The organism is Klebsiella sp. BIGb0149 (genome assembly GCF_004362605.1).
Lineage (GTDB): Bacteria > Pseudomonadota > Gammaproteobacteria > Enterobacterales > Enterobacteriaceae > Klebsiella > Klebsiella terrigena.
Genome location: NZ_SNYG01000007.1, coordinates 162,780 through 177,697, shown reverse-complemented (window position 1 = coordinate 177,697; position 14,918 = coordinate 162,780). Strand labels below are relative to the sequence as shown.

At 63.1% G+C, this 14,918-nt stretch carries 12 protein-coding genes; 5 read left to right on the top strand and 7 right to left on the bottom strand.

The genetic code is table 11. The annotated features are described in order from the left end of the window. Positions 1-103: 103 nt before the first annotated feature. From EDF75_RS22130 to EDF75_RS22110, 5 genes are read right to left on the bottom strand one after another with little or no spacing between them, the layout of a single operon-like run. Positions 104-661, bottom strand: a complete 558-nt coding sequence (locus EDF75_RS22130) for a histidine phosphatase family protein (RefSeq protein WP_133600888.1) — start codon at positions 659-661, stop codon at positions 104-106. Continuing rightward, positions 652-1,710 (bottom strand): MBL fold metallo-hydrolase, encoded by a 1,059-nt coding sequence (locus tag EDF75_RS22125; protein WP_133600887.1) that lies wholly within the window; start codon positions 1,708-1,710, stop codon positions 652-654. The genes EDF75_RS22130 and EDF75_RS22125 overlap by 10 nt, the downstream gene beginning before the upstream one ends. Next, positions 1,707-2,735 (bottom strand): ABC transporter ATP-binding protein, encoded by a 1,029-nt coding sequence (locus tag EDF75_RS22120; protein ID WP_133600886.1) that lies wholly within the window; start codon positions 2,733-2,735, stop codon positions 1,707-1,709. The genes EDF75_RS22125 and EDF75_RS22120 overlap by 4 nt, the downstream gene beginning before the upstream one ends. Next, entirely contained in the window at positions 2,723-4,426 is a 1,704-nt protein-coding gene (locus EDF75_RS22115; protein WP_133600885.1) for an ABC transporter permease, read from the bottom strand. Before EDF75_RS22115 ends, EDF75_RS22120 begins: the two co-directional genes overlap by 13 nt. A 12-nt stretch (positions 4,427-4,438) precedes the next feature. Beyond that, the gene (locus EDF75_RS22110; RefSeq protein WP_133600884.1) at positions 4,439-5,416 is read right to left on the bottom strand and encodes an ABC transporter substrate-binding protein; all 978 of its coding nucleotides are present in this window, start codon (positions 5,414-5,416) and stop codon (positions 4,439-4,441) included. A gap of 134 nt (positions 5,417-5,550) precedes the next feature. Between EDF75_RS22110 and EDF75_RS22105 the strand changes: the two genes are divergently transcribed. Continuing rightward, the gene (locus tag EDF75_RS22105) at positions 5,551-6,321 is read left to right on the top strand and encodes a DeoR/GlpR family DNA-binding transcription regulator (RefSeq protein WP_133600883.1); all 771 of its coding nucleotides are present in this window, start codon (positions 5,551-5,553) and stop codon (positions 6,319-6,321) included. A 4-nt stretch (positions 6,322-6,325) separates the two neighbouring features. Here the strand turns inward: EDF75_RS22105 and dhaR are convergent, their stop codons facing one another. Both dhaR and EDF75_RS22095 read right to left on the bottom strand, forming a co-directional pair. Beyond that, the gene (gene dhaR / locus EDF75_RS22100; protein WP_133600882.1) at positions 6,326-8,239 is read right to left on the bottom strand and encodes a dihydroxyacetone kinase operon transcriptional regulator DhaR; all 1,914 of its coding nucleotides are present in this window, start codon (positions 8,237-8,239) and stop codon (positions 6,326-6,328) included. 103 nt (positions 8,240-8,342) lie between these two features. Next, a complete protein-coding gene (locus EDF75_RS22095) occupies positions 8,343-9,440 on the bottom strand; it encodes a glycerol dehydrogenase (RefSeq protein WP_095099669.1) in 1,098 nt (365 codons plus the stop codon). A gap of 604 nt (positions 9,441-10,044) precedes the next feature. Here EDF75_RS22095 and dhaK point away from each other — a divergent pair. From dhaK to EDF75_RS22070, 4 genes are all read left to right on the top strand, one after another. Beyond that, positions 10,045-11,115 carry a dihydroxyacetone kinase subunit DhaK gene (gene dhaK, locus EDF75_RS22085; RefSeq protein WP_133600881.1) on the top strand — a complete coding sequence of 357 codons (1,071 nt, stop codon included), beginning with the start codon at positions 10,045-10,047 and terminating at the stop codon, positions 11,113-11,115. A 10-nt stretch (positions 11,116-11,125) separates the two neighbouring features. Beyond that, positions 11,126-11,758: a dihydroxyacetone kinase subunit DhaL gene (gene dhaL, locus EDF75_RS22080; RefSeq protein ID WP_095099674.1), complete on the top strand. Its 633-nt coding sequence runs from the start codon at positions 11,126-11,128 to the stop codon at positions 11,756-11,758. Between the two features lie 10 nt (positions 11,759-11,768). Further along, positions 11,769-13,190: a dihydroxyacetone kinase phosphoryl donor subunit DhaM gene (gene dhaM, locus EDF75_RS22075; RefSeq protein ID WP_133600880.1), complete on the top strand. Its 1,422-nt coding sequence runs from the start codon at positions 11,769-11,771 to the stop codon at positions 13,188-13,190. A gap of 69 nt (positions 13,191-13,259) precedes the next feature. Further along, entirely contained in the window at positions 13,260-14,909 is a 1,650-nt protein-coding gene (locus tag EDF75_RS22070; protein ID WP_133600879.1) for a glycerone kinase, read from the top strand. Positions 14,910-14,918: the final 9 nt, after the last annotated feature.

Here is a 14,918-nt window from a genome sequence, read left to right as displayed (position 1 = left end):
GCTGGGCGGATAAAGCGGTGGGTTCCGTTTTCAGGCGGCGCTGGCGGGACGGAGGTTCCGGCGGGTTTGCTGGCGATCCCGCCAGCAAACCCGCCGCGCGGGCTTAGCGCTCGTCGGCTTCCTCCAGCGGGACGATGCGCCACTCGTTAGGCTGCTGTCCGGGGGAAATCCACATCGGCACCACGTTACCGAGCCGGATGCCGTAGGGCGTACCGAGCGCATAGCGGCGCAGCACCCGAAACACGCCGGAATGGGCGATAATTAACGGACGCTCGTACTGCGTCAGGATCGTATTTAGCGCGCCGGTCACCCGGTGGCAAAACGCTTCCCAGCTTTCGCCGCCCGGCGGCGTCTCCTCATACGGCGGCTGCTCCGTCCACGGCCGGCGCTCTAACTCCCCCCAGTCCCGCTCGCGCAGATCGTCGAACACCGTATAGGGCACGTCGGGGAGCGCCAGCTCGGCCGTTTGTCGCGCACGCAGCAGCGGGCTGACGGCGACGCCGTTCCAGCGATAGCGCCCCAGCAGCGGACGAACCTCCTGCGCCTGCAGCTCGCCCTCTTCGGTGAGCGGTGCGTCCGCGCTTCCGCCGATTAATTTATCCCGATTAAGGGCCGTTTCGCCGTGGCGAACGAAGACAAAAGGCTTACAGATTATTGGCATAGTTCCATCTCGATCGTCGGATGAGTCATGATTTGGCAGCCCAGCGCCTGCTGCCACAGAAGCGGGCTCTCAATGGCGGTAAACAGCGGCATAAAGTAGCGGCAGGAGAGCTGAGAGATCAGCGTTTGCAGGCAACTGACGGTGGGGTGCACGTTCCAGCGGCAAAAATCAACGTCGCCTGCCAGCCGCTGCTGGCGCGCAAGCTGGTTGAGGTGGCCGGTAAACAGGGTTCGATGTTGAAAATCCTCCCGCGCCCGCAGCGCGCCCGCCATGCCGCTCATGCCGTCGGGGTCGGCGGCCAATACCAGCGGCGCGTGGGGCGAAAACACCGGAAGCGCCGCGGCCAGCGCCCGCAGCTCCGCGGCAACGCCATGCTGCAGGCTGCCATCGTCATGCTCCGCCATCTGCACCAGCATGCTCAGGCAGGCGGCGTCCATGGCAACGTTCGGCCGCCGCTCGCGGGCCATAAACAGCGCCAGCTCGGCGGCGCGTCCGGAAGGCGGCACCGGGCAGAGGGTCGGCTGCGACAGGTACGCGCGCAGCTTTTCCCGCTGCCGGCTTTGCGGCACATCGTATAAACCGTAGGAGGCATCCACCAGCGCCAGGCGCGCGGGCGGCGGAACGTCAAAGCGGAACAGCAGGGATTCCAGACTAATATCGCCGCTGTAAAACAGGCCGCCCGCCACGTTCAGATGGAACCACATCCCGCCCCAGGCGTGGCCGCAGCTGCCGGTAGTGACGGTTATCTCGCCGAGGGAGAACTGACCGCGCACCGCCACCGGGCGGACGTTGCGCCCCGCGGGCAGCGCCTGGGCGGTGACGGCGCTGCAGTAGATGGGAATTTCCGCCGGCAGACGGCTCAGCCCGGCAATATGATCCACATGATCGTGGCTGAGCAGAATCGCGTCGATATCCGCCGGAACCGGCCACGGCGCCTCATCCGGCTCCAGGGCGCCGCCGGCATCCAGCAGGATGCGCTGGCGCGGCGTGCTCAGCAAAATGGCCGCCGGAGCCTTGCGGCCCAGGCCGCTAATCACGTCTATCTTCACGCCGCCTCCAGACGCCAGCCCTGGATCAGGCGAACGCGGACGCTCTGCTGCGCCCGCAGCGGCGAGTGGTGGAAGGCGCTCAGCGGCTGCCCGTCCGCCAGACGCAAATCAACTAAATAACGCTCTCCCTGATAGATACAGCTTTCCACCTCCGCGCTCAGTCCGCTCTCCGCGAGCTGCACGTGTTCCGGGCGCACCAGCACCGGCTGCGCCGCCGCATGCTGACCCGCGGAAAATCCCTCATGCAGCAGGGCGCAGTCCAGCTGGCGCTGCTGGCCGGGTATCGCCAGCGACAGCACCTGCCCCTTACCGATAAAGCGCGCCACCCAGGCGTTTTGCGGCTGCTGATAAAGCTCCTGCGGCGCGCCCCACTGCATGAGCGCGCCCTGATGCATCACCGCGATGTGGCTGGCCAGCGCCATCGCCTCCGCCTGGTCGTGGGTCACGTAGACAAAGGTGGCGCCGGTACGGCGGTGAAATTCCCGGAACGTCTGCTCCATCGTCGCGCGCAGGTGGCGATCGAGGTTCGCCAGCGGCTCATCCAGCAGCACCACCTGCGGTTCGGAGACCAGACAGCGCGCCAGCGCCACCCGCTGACGCTGGCCGCCGCTCAGCTCCTGCGGCGAACGCCCGGCATAGGCCCCGAGCTCAACCACCTCCAGCGCCTCCATCACCCGCTTCTGCCGGGCGGCGCCGTTAACTTTACGCAGCCTGAGCGGATAGCCGACGTTCTCCGCCACGGTCATGTGCGGCCACAGGGCGTAGGACTGAAACACCATCCCCATATCGCGCTGCTCCGGCGGCAGGTGGACGGCGCTATCCGCCAGCAGGCGATCGCCCAGCAGCAGACGCCCGTCGCTCAGCTGCTCGAGGCCGGCAAGAATGCGCAGCGTGGTGGTTTTGCCGCAGCCGCTCGGTCCCAGCAGCGCGGTAAAGGCGCCCTGCGGGATGGTCAGATTGAGTTCCCGCACCACGGTCTGGTTGCCAAATACTTTGCTGAGCCGCTCCAGCCTCAGTTCTGCCATGGAATCACTCCTTTGGGTAAATATCGTCCGAGCGCGCTGAGCAGCAGCATCACCACCGCCACCAGCGCTACCACCAGTACCGACACCGCCGATGCCAGCACCTTATCCCCGCTCTCATCAAGATTGAAAATCATCACCCCCAGCGTCTCTTTCCCGGCGCTCCACAGCAGCGCCGATACCGTCAGCTCGTTGACGGCGGAGAGGAACACCAGCAGCGCGCCGGCAAACGCCGCCGGCGCCATCAGCGGCAGCACGATGTGGCGCAGGCGCTGCGAAACGTTCGCTCCGGCGAGGCTGGCGGCCTCCTCCATCGCCGGGTCCAGCTGCAGCATGCTGTTGTGTACCGGCTTCAGGCAGACGGTGAGAAAACGGGCAAGATAGGCGAAAAAGATAATCGTCAGCGTCCCGATGAGGCTGATATTCAGCAGCGGCAGCGGGCGGGCAAACAGCAGAATGCAGGCAATCGCCAGTACCACGCCGGGCAGGGTGTAGGGAATATCGATAAGGTTGTGCAGCCAGCACAGCGGCCGGGAAGGATGGCGCACCAGCAGCCACGCCAGCGGCAGGCTGAGCAGCATCAGCACCGCCGCGGCGCTAATAGAGAGCAGCATGCTATTGCTCAGCGCCCGCCAGGTGGCGCTCTGCGCATCAACGACGCCGCGCCAGGCGGCAAAGGTCAGGGTCTCGCCGTTGAGCGGCACGCCGAGCGTCGGCACCAGCGAGGTGGCGATCAGCGCCAGCAGCGGCGCCACCAGAATAGCGAACAGCACGACGCCCAGCAGCGCCTCCGTCGCCAGCCGCCATTTCCCCAGCGAGAACCCCAGCCCACGCCCCGCCATGCCGATCAGCGGCAGCGCGTAGCGCCGCTGCATGTGGCCCTGGACGATAACGATCCCGATCGCCAGCACGCCCATCAGCACCGACAGCGCCGCCACCTCGTTGAGCATCGACGGGCCGAAGCTGGAGAGCGTCTGGTAGATATAGACCGGCAGCACAAATAAAGAGATCGGGATCCCCAGCATCGCCGGAATGCCGAAGTTGCCGAGCGCGGAAACAAAAGCAATCGCCGCCCCGCCCCATAGCGCCGTGCGGCACAGCGGCAGCACAATATCGAAAAAGACCCGCCACAGCGAGGCGCCGTTGAGCCTGGCCGCTTCGATATGCTCTTTCGGCAGGCACTGCAGCTGCGTGCGCAGGGCCAGAAACACCAGCGGCGCATGCTGAATGCCGAGCAGCAGGGCGATGCCCTCGGCGGAATAGAGCGGATTAGCGCTGCCAAATCCCGGCGCCAGACCGATGCTGTTGAGCAGAATGCTGCTCGGCCCGAAGAGCTGCAGCCAGCTCAGGGCGGTGACCTGCGGCGGGATCATCATCGGCAGCATAAACAGGAACACCCACACCGGCTTAAAGCGGATATTGGTCAACGCCAGGCAAAAGGCGAACAGGCTGCCAAGCAGCAGCGAGATCAGCGTGCCCAGCCCGCTGGTATACAGGCTGTTATACAGCGCGCTCCAGGTCGCGGGGTTGCTCAGCACGCGCCACAGGCTGCTGTCGCTGCCCTGCCGCCAGTCGAGCAGCGCCGCAATGAGCAGGCGCAGGCTGGGCAGCAGGCTGACCAGCGCCACGAGGCATAATAATAGCCACAGCAGCCCCTTCAGGGAGCTGCCGCCGGCGTTTTGCCTCAGGGTCATATCGCTCATCAATTAACGGCTGCCGAACAGGTCGGCAAAGCGCTTTTTGTTCGCCTCGGTATCGGCCAGCGCTTTGGCGGCGTCGAACGGCATCAGCTTAATGCTGTCGCGCGGCGGGAAGCCCTTCGGCACCGGCAGAGAAGCATCGGCCGGCAGATAGCCCTGCTGCAGCACCAGCCTCTGCCCCTCCGTCGAGAGTAAGAAGTCGATAAACGCCTTCGCGGCCTGCGGGTTTTTGGCGTTCTTCAGCATCGCTACCGGCTCGGTCACAATGCTGACCCCCTCTTTCGGGAAGGTAAACTCGATGGGCGCGCCCTTGGCCTTTTCGCGAATGGCCATGTAGTCCACCAGCACGCCGTAGGCCTTGCTGCCGGAAGCGATGGCGTTCATCACCGCGCCGTTGCCGCTTTGCGGCATCGCGCCGTTCGCTTTTAGCTTCTCGTAGTATTGCCAGCCGAGGTCGGGTGCATTCATCAGCGTCGCCTGATGGATCTGCGCCGCGCCGGAGTAAAGCGGGCTGGGCAGCGTGGTCATGTTCTTCAGCTCCGGCTTGAGGAGATCCAGCCAGGAGGTGGGTTTAACCGGCGCTTTAGTATTCCAGGCGATGCCGGTGGTGATCAGCTTAGTGCCGTAGTAGTAGCCGTCTTTATCGTACAGCTGAGCGTCAAAGCGGGCGGCCTGCGGCGAGCGATAGCCGGCCAGTAAGTTCTGCTGCTTCAGGGCTTCCATAGTGACGCTATCGGCGATCAGCAGCACGTCCGGCGCGGCGGCGCCGGCGGCGAGCTCGGCCTGCAGGCGGGCGGTCAGCTTGGTGGTTCCGTCACGGATCCATTTCACTTCAATATCGGGATGCGCTTTTTCAAAGGCGCTGACGGTGGTCTGCGCGTCTTCGTTGGGCTGGCTGGTATAGAGCGTCAGCGTCGATTTGGCAAAAGCCGATGCGCTCATGATGGTTAGCAGCATCGCCGCCAGCGCGTTTTTTTTATTCATCGTTCCGTCCCCGGTGTTTTCGTTGCGACGATTAAAACAGGGGAATCTGACAAAAATATGACCACCTTCTTTCGTAGTCATAGCTTCACATTGCCGCGCTAGCATGGCCGAAAATAGCGTGGCAGGAAGGGAATATGACACCGGAAACCCGTCGCAGCGCCATTGTCGCGCTGGTGACAGAACGCGGCGAAATCAGCATTGAAGCGCTCTCCAGGCACTTTGGCGTCTCGCTGCAGACCATACGCAGCGATCTGCGTGACTTAACGGCGCAGGGGCTGCTGCTGCGCCGCCACGGCCTGGTCGCGCCTTTCGCGCGCGAAAACATCGCTTATCAACAGCGGGAGATCGTCAATATCAACGGCAAACGCTGGATTGGCGAGCAGGTTGCGCGGCTGCTCTGCGGGGCGCAAAGCTGCTTCCTCGGCACCGGCACCACGGTGGAGATGGTGGCGCGCGCCCTGCCGAAGAGCGTTTCTCTCGCCGTCTTCACCAATAACCTGCACGCCACGCAGCCGCTCAGCCAGCTTCCCGACTGCGCGCTGACGATAGCCGGCGGGCGTATCCGCAAGCGCGATCTGGATATTATCGGCGGCGACGCCATGGCGTTCTTTAGCCGCTATCGGGTGGATATTGGCGTGGTCTCCGTCGGCGGCATCGGCGACGCCGGCGAGCTGTACGATTTTAACGATGATGAAGTGGTGGCGCGGCGGGCGTTAACCGCCGGCGCGGACGTCACGGTGCTGGCGATCGACAGCACCAAGTTTGGCCGCACGGCGCTGTGCCGCAACGGCCACGTCGGTGATTTTGACTACGTCGTCAGCGAGCGCCCCCCGACGGCGCAGCAGCGGACGGGGCTGGCCCAGCGCCGGACGCAGTGGCTGTGCCGTGACGCCGCCGGCGGATAGGCGCCTACTCCAGACGTTTACGCTTAAACTGGCCGGCGTCGATGTCATACTGCTTCATCTTGCGCCACAGCGTGGTGCGCCCGATATTCAGCAGCTGCGACATCTCCTGGACCCGGCCGCTGGTCACGCGGGCGGCGTGGATAATCGCCTCTTTTTCAATGGCGCTAAACGTCAGGCTGGCGGGGAGCAGCGAAGAGGAGGTGTCGGTGCCGGTACGTTCGGTAAACAGGTACTCCGGCAGATTGCTCAGGCGAACGTGCCCGTTGTCGCTGCTGATCGCGACGTTTTCAATAATGCTGTTCAGTTCAAAATCATTCCCCGGCCAGGAGTAGTTCACCAGCTGCGCCAGGGCGTCATCGTCCACCTTCAGGCGCGACGAGAAGCGCTTTTCCAGGCTCCGCAGACGGTTATGCACCAGCGAGGTGATGCTGTTGCGCCGCGCCCGCAGCGGGGGAATCACGATCTCAAACGAGTGCAGCGCGTAGTACAGCTGGCGGCTAAAGCGGTTCTGCTCCACCAGGTTGGCGAGGTCGACGGTGGTGGTGGCGATCACCTTGACGTCCACCGGGATCAGGCGCCGGGCGTCGAGGCGGGTTAATACGCCCTGCTTAATGACCTGCAGCAGCGCGGACTGCAGCTCCGGCGCCAGATACTCGATTTTTTCCAGAAACAGGGTGCCGCCGTTGGCCAGCTCCAGCCGGCTCAGGCGGCCGTTTTCGTCGTCGGTCGGCGCGCTGCCCATAAAATCCTGCCCGAGCGCGCCGTCGGCGTACAGCTGGCAGTTCACCGCAATATAGGGGCCGCCCGCCCGCTCGCTTTCATTATGGATGGCCTGGCTGAGCAGCTCTTTGCCGACGCCCTCTTCCCCGCACAGCAGCACAGGAAAAGCGCCTCTCGCCGCCTGGCGGCCAAAATGAATCAGGCGCCGGGTTTCCGGATCGTCCGCCGACATCTGCTCAAAGGTGTGGCTCACCTTACCCAGCTGGCTGGTCATCAGCTGGCGCATCTGTTCCACCGGGTGCAGCAGCAGAATAAAGCTGTTGCCCTGCTCTTCGACAATCGGCTTCAGCGTGATCACGGCATCGACAAACTGGTGCTGGCTTTCGAAGGTGACTTCCACATGATTCAGCCCGCGCGCGTGCTTAATCGCCCTGCGCAGCAGCGCCGGCAGCGTCACCAGCTCGTTAATATTGCGTCCCTGGCTGGCCTGCACATCGAGATGCAGCAGCGTCGCGGCCCGCGCGTTGAGAAACTGCAGAACCCCCTGCTCGTTCCACGCCATCACCCCGTCATCCATGCTTTCCAGCAGGCCGTACATCTGATTAAGGTGCCGATTGGACTCGGCCAGCAGGCTGTCGGTGAGCAGGGAGTTCCCCACCTCGCGGGCAATCGCGAGGGTCAGCGATAAATCCGACGTCGCCTGCTGCTCCGTCAGGCAGCACAGCGAGATAGAGCCAAACAGCCGGCCGTGGTTATCAAACACCGGCGTCGAGCTGAACGACCACGGCCGCAGCGCCTGCTTAAAGTGGCTGTCGCCGGCGGTTTTTACCGGCTGTCCGAGCATGGAGGCCAAAGAGAGCGCGCAGCTGCCGATAATGCTTTCCGCGCAGTAGCTGCCGTCACGAAAGCCCAGCTCAGCAAGCTGGTCAAGGGTTTGCGGATCGCCGCAGCGGCTGAGAATACAGGCGGACTCATCGAGGATAAACAGCCCGCAGGGACGGCTATCCATAAACTCCCAGGCATCCTCCAGCGCGGCCTGGCCAATCGTCAGCAGCGCGGTCTTGCGCCGACAGATGGATTCAAACGTCAGCCCCTGCGCCTGGTGCGGCGCCTGCCAGGTTTCCCGCTGCATAAACTTGCTGCAACGATGCCATGACTGGGTTATCACCGAAGAAAAGCTCTGAGTCTGCGCAGTCATATCCGTTTCCGCTGTGTTAAAAACGACAACCCCTCCGGCAGAAGCTGCCGAAGGGGAGAAGAGGTCTCTTTACTCTCCAGAGAAGAGACTTACCGGCACGCTATCACCGCGCCAGCCACTGCTGCCCCAGCAGGTCGGCGGTCAGAATCGCGGCGTAGACGCTGCTGGCGGTCACCGGGAACGGCATATTGTGGATGGTTTCGCCCGGCGCGCAGGTCGCCTGCGCCACGGCCGCAATTTTCCCTTCAATGCCCTCCTTCACGCCCATTTGCGCAAGGGTCACCGGCAGGCCCACTTTCTGGCAGAAGTTCAGCACCGTTTCAATCTCTTCCAGCGGGCTGTTTTGCAGCACCAGCTGGGTCAGGGTACCAAACGCCACTTTTTCACCGTGGTACAGATGGTGGCACTCTTCCAGAATGGTAAAGCCGTTATGGATCGCATGCGCCCCGGCGAGGCCGCTGCTTTCAAAGCCGATACCGCTGAGGTAGGTATTGGCTTCCACGATGCGTTCCAGGGCATCGGTCACCACCCCCGCCTGGGCGGCAAGACGCGCCTTTTCACCCTCGGCCAGCAGCGTATCATAGCACAGGCGCGCCAGGCTCAAGGCCGCCGCCGTGGACTGCCCGCCCGCCATGCTGGTTGCCCTGGCATCAAAACAGGCCTTCGCTTCAAACCAGGTGGAGAGCGCATCGCCCATCCCGGCCACCAGCAGGCGCACCGGCGCTTTGGCGATAATCGCCGTATCCATTACCACCATATCCGGGTTTTTCGGGTAGATCAGATACTCTTCAAACTCGCCCGCTTCGCTGTAGATAACCGACAGCGCACTGGTTGGCGCATCGGTCGAGGCGATGGTGGGGATAACCACCACCGGCAGCTTCTGGTAAAAACCGATGGCTTTCGCCGTATCAAGGGTCTTGCCGCCGCCAATCCCCACAACGCCGCGGCAGCCGTGCTGCTGCAGAATCGCGATCAGGCGGTTGATTTCCGCATGGCTGCATTCACCGTTAAAGCGCTCGGCATGGCAGCTGATGTTGTGGCTGTGCAGGCCGTTCAGCACCTTGTCTCCCGCCAGCTTCATGACGAAGTCGTCGGCAATCACGAAAAAGCTGTCCGCCAGGTTTTTGGCGTACTCGCCAAACAGCGTGGATGCATCAGGTCCCTGGAGATATTTGGCTGGAGATTGAATAACTTTTAGCATTCCTTTCATCCTCAAATAAGTGCATTTTTTTACATGATGAGCTCTATGAGCTCTGGCGCCGCTGCGTTCAGCCTTCTACTAATGAGGGAGACGGGAGCGCTGCCGGAGCGATGCAATCACTGTAGGGCGAGCGGAGAACAAAAAAATATTTCGCCTTTTTGTTCTGATATGGAACAGCAAAAATATTTTTGCGTTTCATATTGAAACATTAATCGCGGTGAAACGCCGGGATTGCGATCCCGATCCGCCCGTTCAGAGAAAATTTGCGCAGCAGGCAGCATAGCGCACCGGGAAATCGGCCCCTGGCCGCGAAAAAAAACTAAAAACCCGCTTCGCCATCGCCGCTTATCCGCCTCGCGGCGGTATGAAAAAAACCGCTCTGGGTCGCATTTTGCTTTTTTTTTCACAATAAACGTTTCATTACGGAACATTTATCAGCAATCACGTTCCGGAATGAAACCCTCTTCGGGCAGATTTTATTTTTCGCTAACTCAGCCAGAATCACTACATCGCCGGACAGCGCCTATCGGCTGGCGAACCCCTACACGATGACCGCCTCCGCCAGCAGAGAGGCGGCATCGAACCACTGCGACGGAGCATAAAGATGAAAAAACTGATTAACCGTGTCGAAGATGTCCTGAGCGAACAGCTGGCGGGCCTGGCGAAGGCCCATCCCCAATTAACGCTGCATCAGGACCCGGTGTACGTCACCCGCGCCGATGCGCCGGTTGCCGGCAAGGTGGCGCTGCTCTCCGGCGGCGGCAGCGGACATGAGCCAATGCACTGCGGCTACATCGGCCAGGGCATGCTCTCCGGCGCCTGTCCCGGGGAGATCTTCACCTCGCCGACGCCGGATAAAATGTTTGAGTGCGCGATGAATATCGACGGCGGCGAAGGCGTGCTGCTGATTATCAAAAACTACACCGGCGATATTTTGAATTTCGAAACCGCCGCCGAGCTGCTGCATGAGAGCGGCGTCAAGGTCACCACCGTGGTGATCGATGATGACGTGGCGGTGAAGGACAGCCTCTATACCGCCGGTCGCCGGGGCGTAGCCAACACCGTGCTGGTTGAAAAGCTGGTGGGCGCCGCCGCCGAGCGCGGCGATTCGCTGGAAGCCTGCGCCGAGCTGGGCCGCAGGCTCAACAACCTCGGCCACTCCATCGGTGTCGCCCTCGCGGCCTGCACCGTTCCGGCCGCCGGGCAGCCCTCTTTTGAGCTCCAGGATAACGAAATGGAGTTCGGCGTCGGCATCCACGGCGAGCCGGGGATTGACCGCCGCGCCTTCAGTTCTCTCGACCAGACCGTGGACGAAATGTTCGCCACCCTGCTGGAAAACGGTACCTACAGCCGCACCCTGCGCCAGTGGGACCCGGCCAAAGGCAGCTGGCAGGACGTCCAGCAGAGTAAAAAAGCGTTACAGAGCGGCGACCGCGTTATCGCGTTGGTCAATAACCTCGGCGCCACGCCGCTATCGGAACTGTACGGCGTCTACAACCGCCTCGCCGAACGCTGCGAGGAGAGCGGGATCGCTATCGCCCGCAGCCTTATCGGTAGCTACTGCACATCTCTGGATATGGTGGGCTTTTCCATCACCCTGCTGAAAGCCGACGACGAGACGCTGGCCCTGTGGGATGCCCCCGTCCATACCCCGGCGCTGAACTGGGGCCATTAAGGAGCACAACATGTCACTGAACAGAACGCAGATCGTTAACTGGCTCTATCGCTGCGGCGAGATCTTTACCAAAGAGCGGGATTTTCTTACCGGGCTGGATAAAGAAATCGGCGACGCTGACCACGGCCTGAACATGCATCGCGGCTTCAGCAAGGTGGTGGAAAAGCTGCCTTCTATTGCCGATAAGGACATCGGTTTTATCCTTAAAAATACCGGGATGACGCTGCTTTCCAACGTCGGCGGCGCCAGCGGCCCGCTGTTCGGCACCTTCTTTATCCGCGCGGCCCAGGTAACCCAGGCGCACCAGAGCCTCAGCCTCGACGAGCTGTACCAGATGATGCGCGAAGGCGCGGACGGCGTGGTCAACCGCGGCAAGGCGGAGCCGGGGGATAAAACGATGTGCGACGTCTGGCTACCGGTCGTTGAATCGCTGCGCCACTCCAGCGAACAGCATCTGTCGATGCACGCCGCGCTGGATGCCGCCTGCAAGCAGGCGGAGATCGCCACCCGCTCCACCATCACCATGCAGGCCCGCAAAGGCCGCGCCAGCTACCTCGGCGAGCGCAGTATCGGGCATCAGGATCCGGGCGCGACCTCGGTGATGTTTATGATTCAGGAGCTGGCTGCGGCAGCCAAAGAGTAAGGAAAAAGCGATGGTAAACCTGGTGATTGTTTCTCATAGCGCCCGGCTGGGCGAAGGAGTCGGAGAACTGGCCCGGCAGATGTTAATCGGCGACGGCTGCCGGCTGGCGATCGCCGCCGGGATTGACGATCCCGAGAGCCCGATCGGCACCGATCCCATTAAGGTGATGGAGGCGATTGAATCCGTTGCCGACGCCGATCACGTGCTGGTGATGATGGATATCGGCAGCGCCCTGCTGAGCGCCGAGACGGCGCTGGATCTTCTCGATCCCGCTATCGCCGCGAAGGTTCGCCTCTGCGCGGCCCCGCTGGTCGAAGGTACGCTGGCGGCAACGGTCAGCGCGGCGACCGGGTCAACGATCGACAAGGTTATCGAGGACGCCATGAACGCGCTGGAGGCTAAGCGCGTTCAGCTGGGGTTACCGTCGCCCGCTCAGGCCGCCCCTGAGGCGATCCCCTTTGCCGGAGATGACGACGCGCGGTCGGTTTCGGTGGTGATTAGCAACCACAACGGCCTGCACGTTCGCCCGGCCTCGCGCCTGGTGGCGGCGCTGGCCGGCTTCAACGCCGATCTGCTGCTGGAGAAAGGCGGCAAGTGCGTGGCGCCGGACAGCATCAATAAAATCGCGCTGCTGCAGGTGCGCCGCGACGACCGGCTAAGGCTGCTGGCCCGCGGGCCGGATGCCGAGGCGGCGCTGGCCGCATTCCAGGCGCTGGCGGCGGAGAACTTTGGCGAGCAGCCGGGCGCGGCCCCGGCGGCGGCCGTCCCCTCCACCGGGCGCGTCCAGGGAAAGGCGCTGCTCTATCCCCTGCCGCATGCCGAGCCGCGGCGGCGAAACAGCGCCAATAGCGCCAAAGAGCAGCGGCGCCTGAAGCAGGCTATTGAGCAGACGCTGGCGGATCTCAACGCCCTGACCCGCCTGGCGGAGGAGCGCTATTCCGCCGATATCGCGGCCATTTTCTCCGGTCACCACACCCTGCTCGACGACCCGGATCTCTATGACGCCGCCTGCGCCATCCTGAGCAAGGAGCAGTGCTGCGCCGAGTGGGCGTGGTACCAGGTGCTGGTCGATCTCAGCCAGCAGTATCGCCAGCTGAGCGATAGCTATCTGCAGGCGCGCTATATTGATATCGAAGATCTTCTCCACCGCACGCTGCGCCATCTTCAGGGCCGCAGCGAGGTGCCGCTGGCGGTGAATGAACCGGTGATCGTCATCGCCGATGATATCTTCCCTTCAACCGTGGTGCAGCTCGATCCCCGGCAGGTAAAGGGGATCTGCCTGCAGGAAGGCAGCGACGTCTCCCACGGCGCGATCATCGCACGCCAGGCCGGGATCGCCTGCCTGTGCCAGCAGGGTGAGACGCTGAAAACGCTGCGCAGCGGCGATGCCATCACCCTCGATGTCGCCGAAAGGCGCATTATCCGCGGGTAGCCCCGCTGACCTCACGCCGGAGGCGCCGCCTCCGGGGATTTTGTTTTCGCTCAACCTCCAGGAACCGTTATGTCTCAATTCTTTTTTAATCAGCGCACCAGCCTCGTCAGCGACGTTATTGAAGGGGCGATTATCGCCAGCCCGTGGAACAATCTGGCGCGGCTGGAGAGCGATCCGGCGATCCGCGTGGTCGTGCGCAGCGATCTGAATAAGAGCAACGTCGCGGTGATCTCCGGCGGCGGCTCCGGCCACGAGCCGGCCCACGTGGGCTTTATTGGTAAAGGCATGCTCACCGCCGCCGTCTGCGGCGATATTTTTGCCTCACCGAGCGTCGATGCGGTGCTGACGGCGATCCAGGCCGTTACCGGCGAAGCGGGCTGTCTGCTGATCGTCAAGAACTACACCGGCGATCGCCTGAACTTTGGCCTAGCGGCGGAGAAAGCGCGTCGCCTGGGCTACAGCGTCGAGATGCTGATCGTTGGCGACGATATTTCGCTGCCGGATAACAAACATCCGCGCGGCATTGCCGGGACCATCCTGGTGCATAAGGTGGCGGGCTACTTCGCCGAACGCGGCTACAACCTGGCGACCGTGCTGCGCGAGGCACAGTACGCGGCGAACAACACCCGCAGCCTCGGCCTCGCGCTCTCCAGCTGCCACCTGCCGCAGGATGCCGGGACGGCCCCGCGCCACCATCCCGAACAGGCGGAGCTGGGGATGGGCATTCACGGCGAGCCCGGCGCTTCGGTTATCGCCACCCAGAACAGCGCGCAGATTATGCGGCTGATGGTGGAGAAGCTGACCGCGGCCCTGCCGGAAACCGGCCGTCTGGCGGTGATGCTCAATAATCTCGGCGGCGTGTCGGTCGCGGAAATGGCGATCCTCACCCGCGAGCTGGCGAACACGCCGCTCCATCAGCGTATTGACTGGCTGATTGGCCCGGCTTCGCTGGTCACCGCCCTGGACATGAAAGGCTTCTCGATTACCGCGATCGTGCTGGAAGAGAGCATTGAGAAAGCGCTGCTGTCCGAGGTGGAAACCGCCAGCTGGCAGAAGCCGGTCCAGCCGCGCGCCGTCGGGGTCATGCCCTGCTTGCTGCGCAGCAGCCGCGTGGAGTTCCAGCCTTCAGACCATAGCGTCGTGGCGGGCTACGTCGGAACGGTGACCGCAACGCTGTCCGACCTTGAGGTCCACCTCAACGCGCTGGATGCCAAAGTCGGCGACGGCGACACCGGCTCGACCTTCGCCGCGGGCGCGCGCGACGTTGCTGACCTGCTGCATAGCCAGCAGCTGCCGCTCGCCGACCTCGCCACCCTGTTTGCGCTGATCGGCGAACGCCTGACCGTGGTGATGGGCGGCTCCAGCGGCGTGCTGATGTCTATTTTCTTTACCGCCGCCGGACAGAAGCTGGAACAGGGCGCCGGCGTCGCCGAGGCGCTCAACGCCGGCCTGGCGCAGATGAAGTTTTACGGCGGGGCGGACGAAGGCGATCGCACCATGATTGACGCGCTGCAGCCGGCGCTGGCCTCGCTGCTGGCCGCGCCCGACAACCTGCAGGCGGCGTTTGCTGCGGCCGAGGCCGGCGCGGAAAGCACCCTCCACGCCAGCAAAGCCAACGCCGGGCGCGCGTCGTATCTCAACAGCGACAGCCTGCTGGGCAATATGGACCCGGGCGCTCACGCGGTGGCGATGGTGTTTAAGGCCCTGGCGGAGAAATAGAAGCAGTCA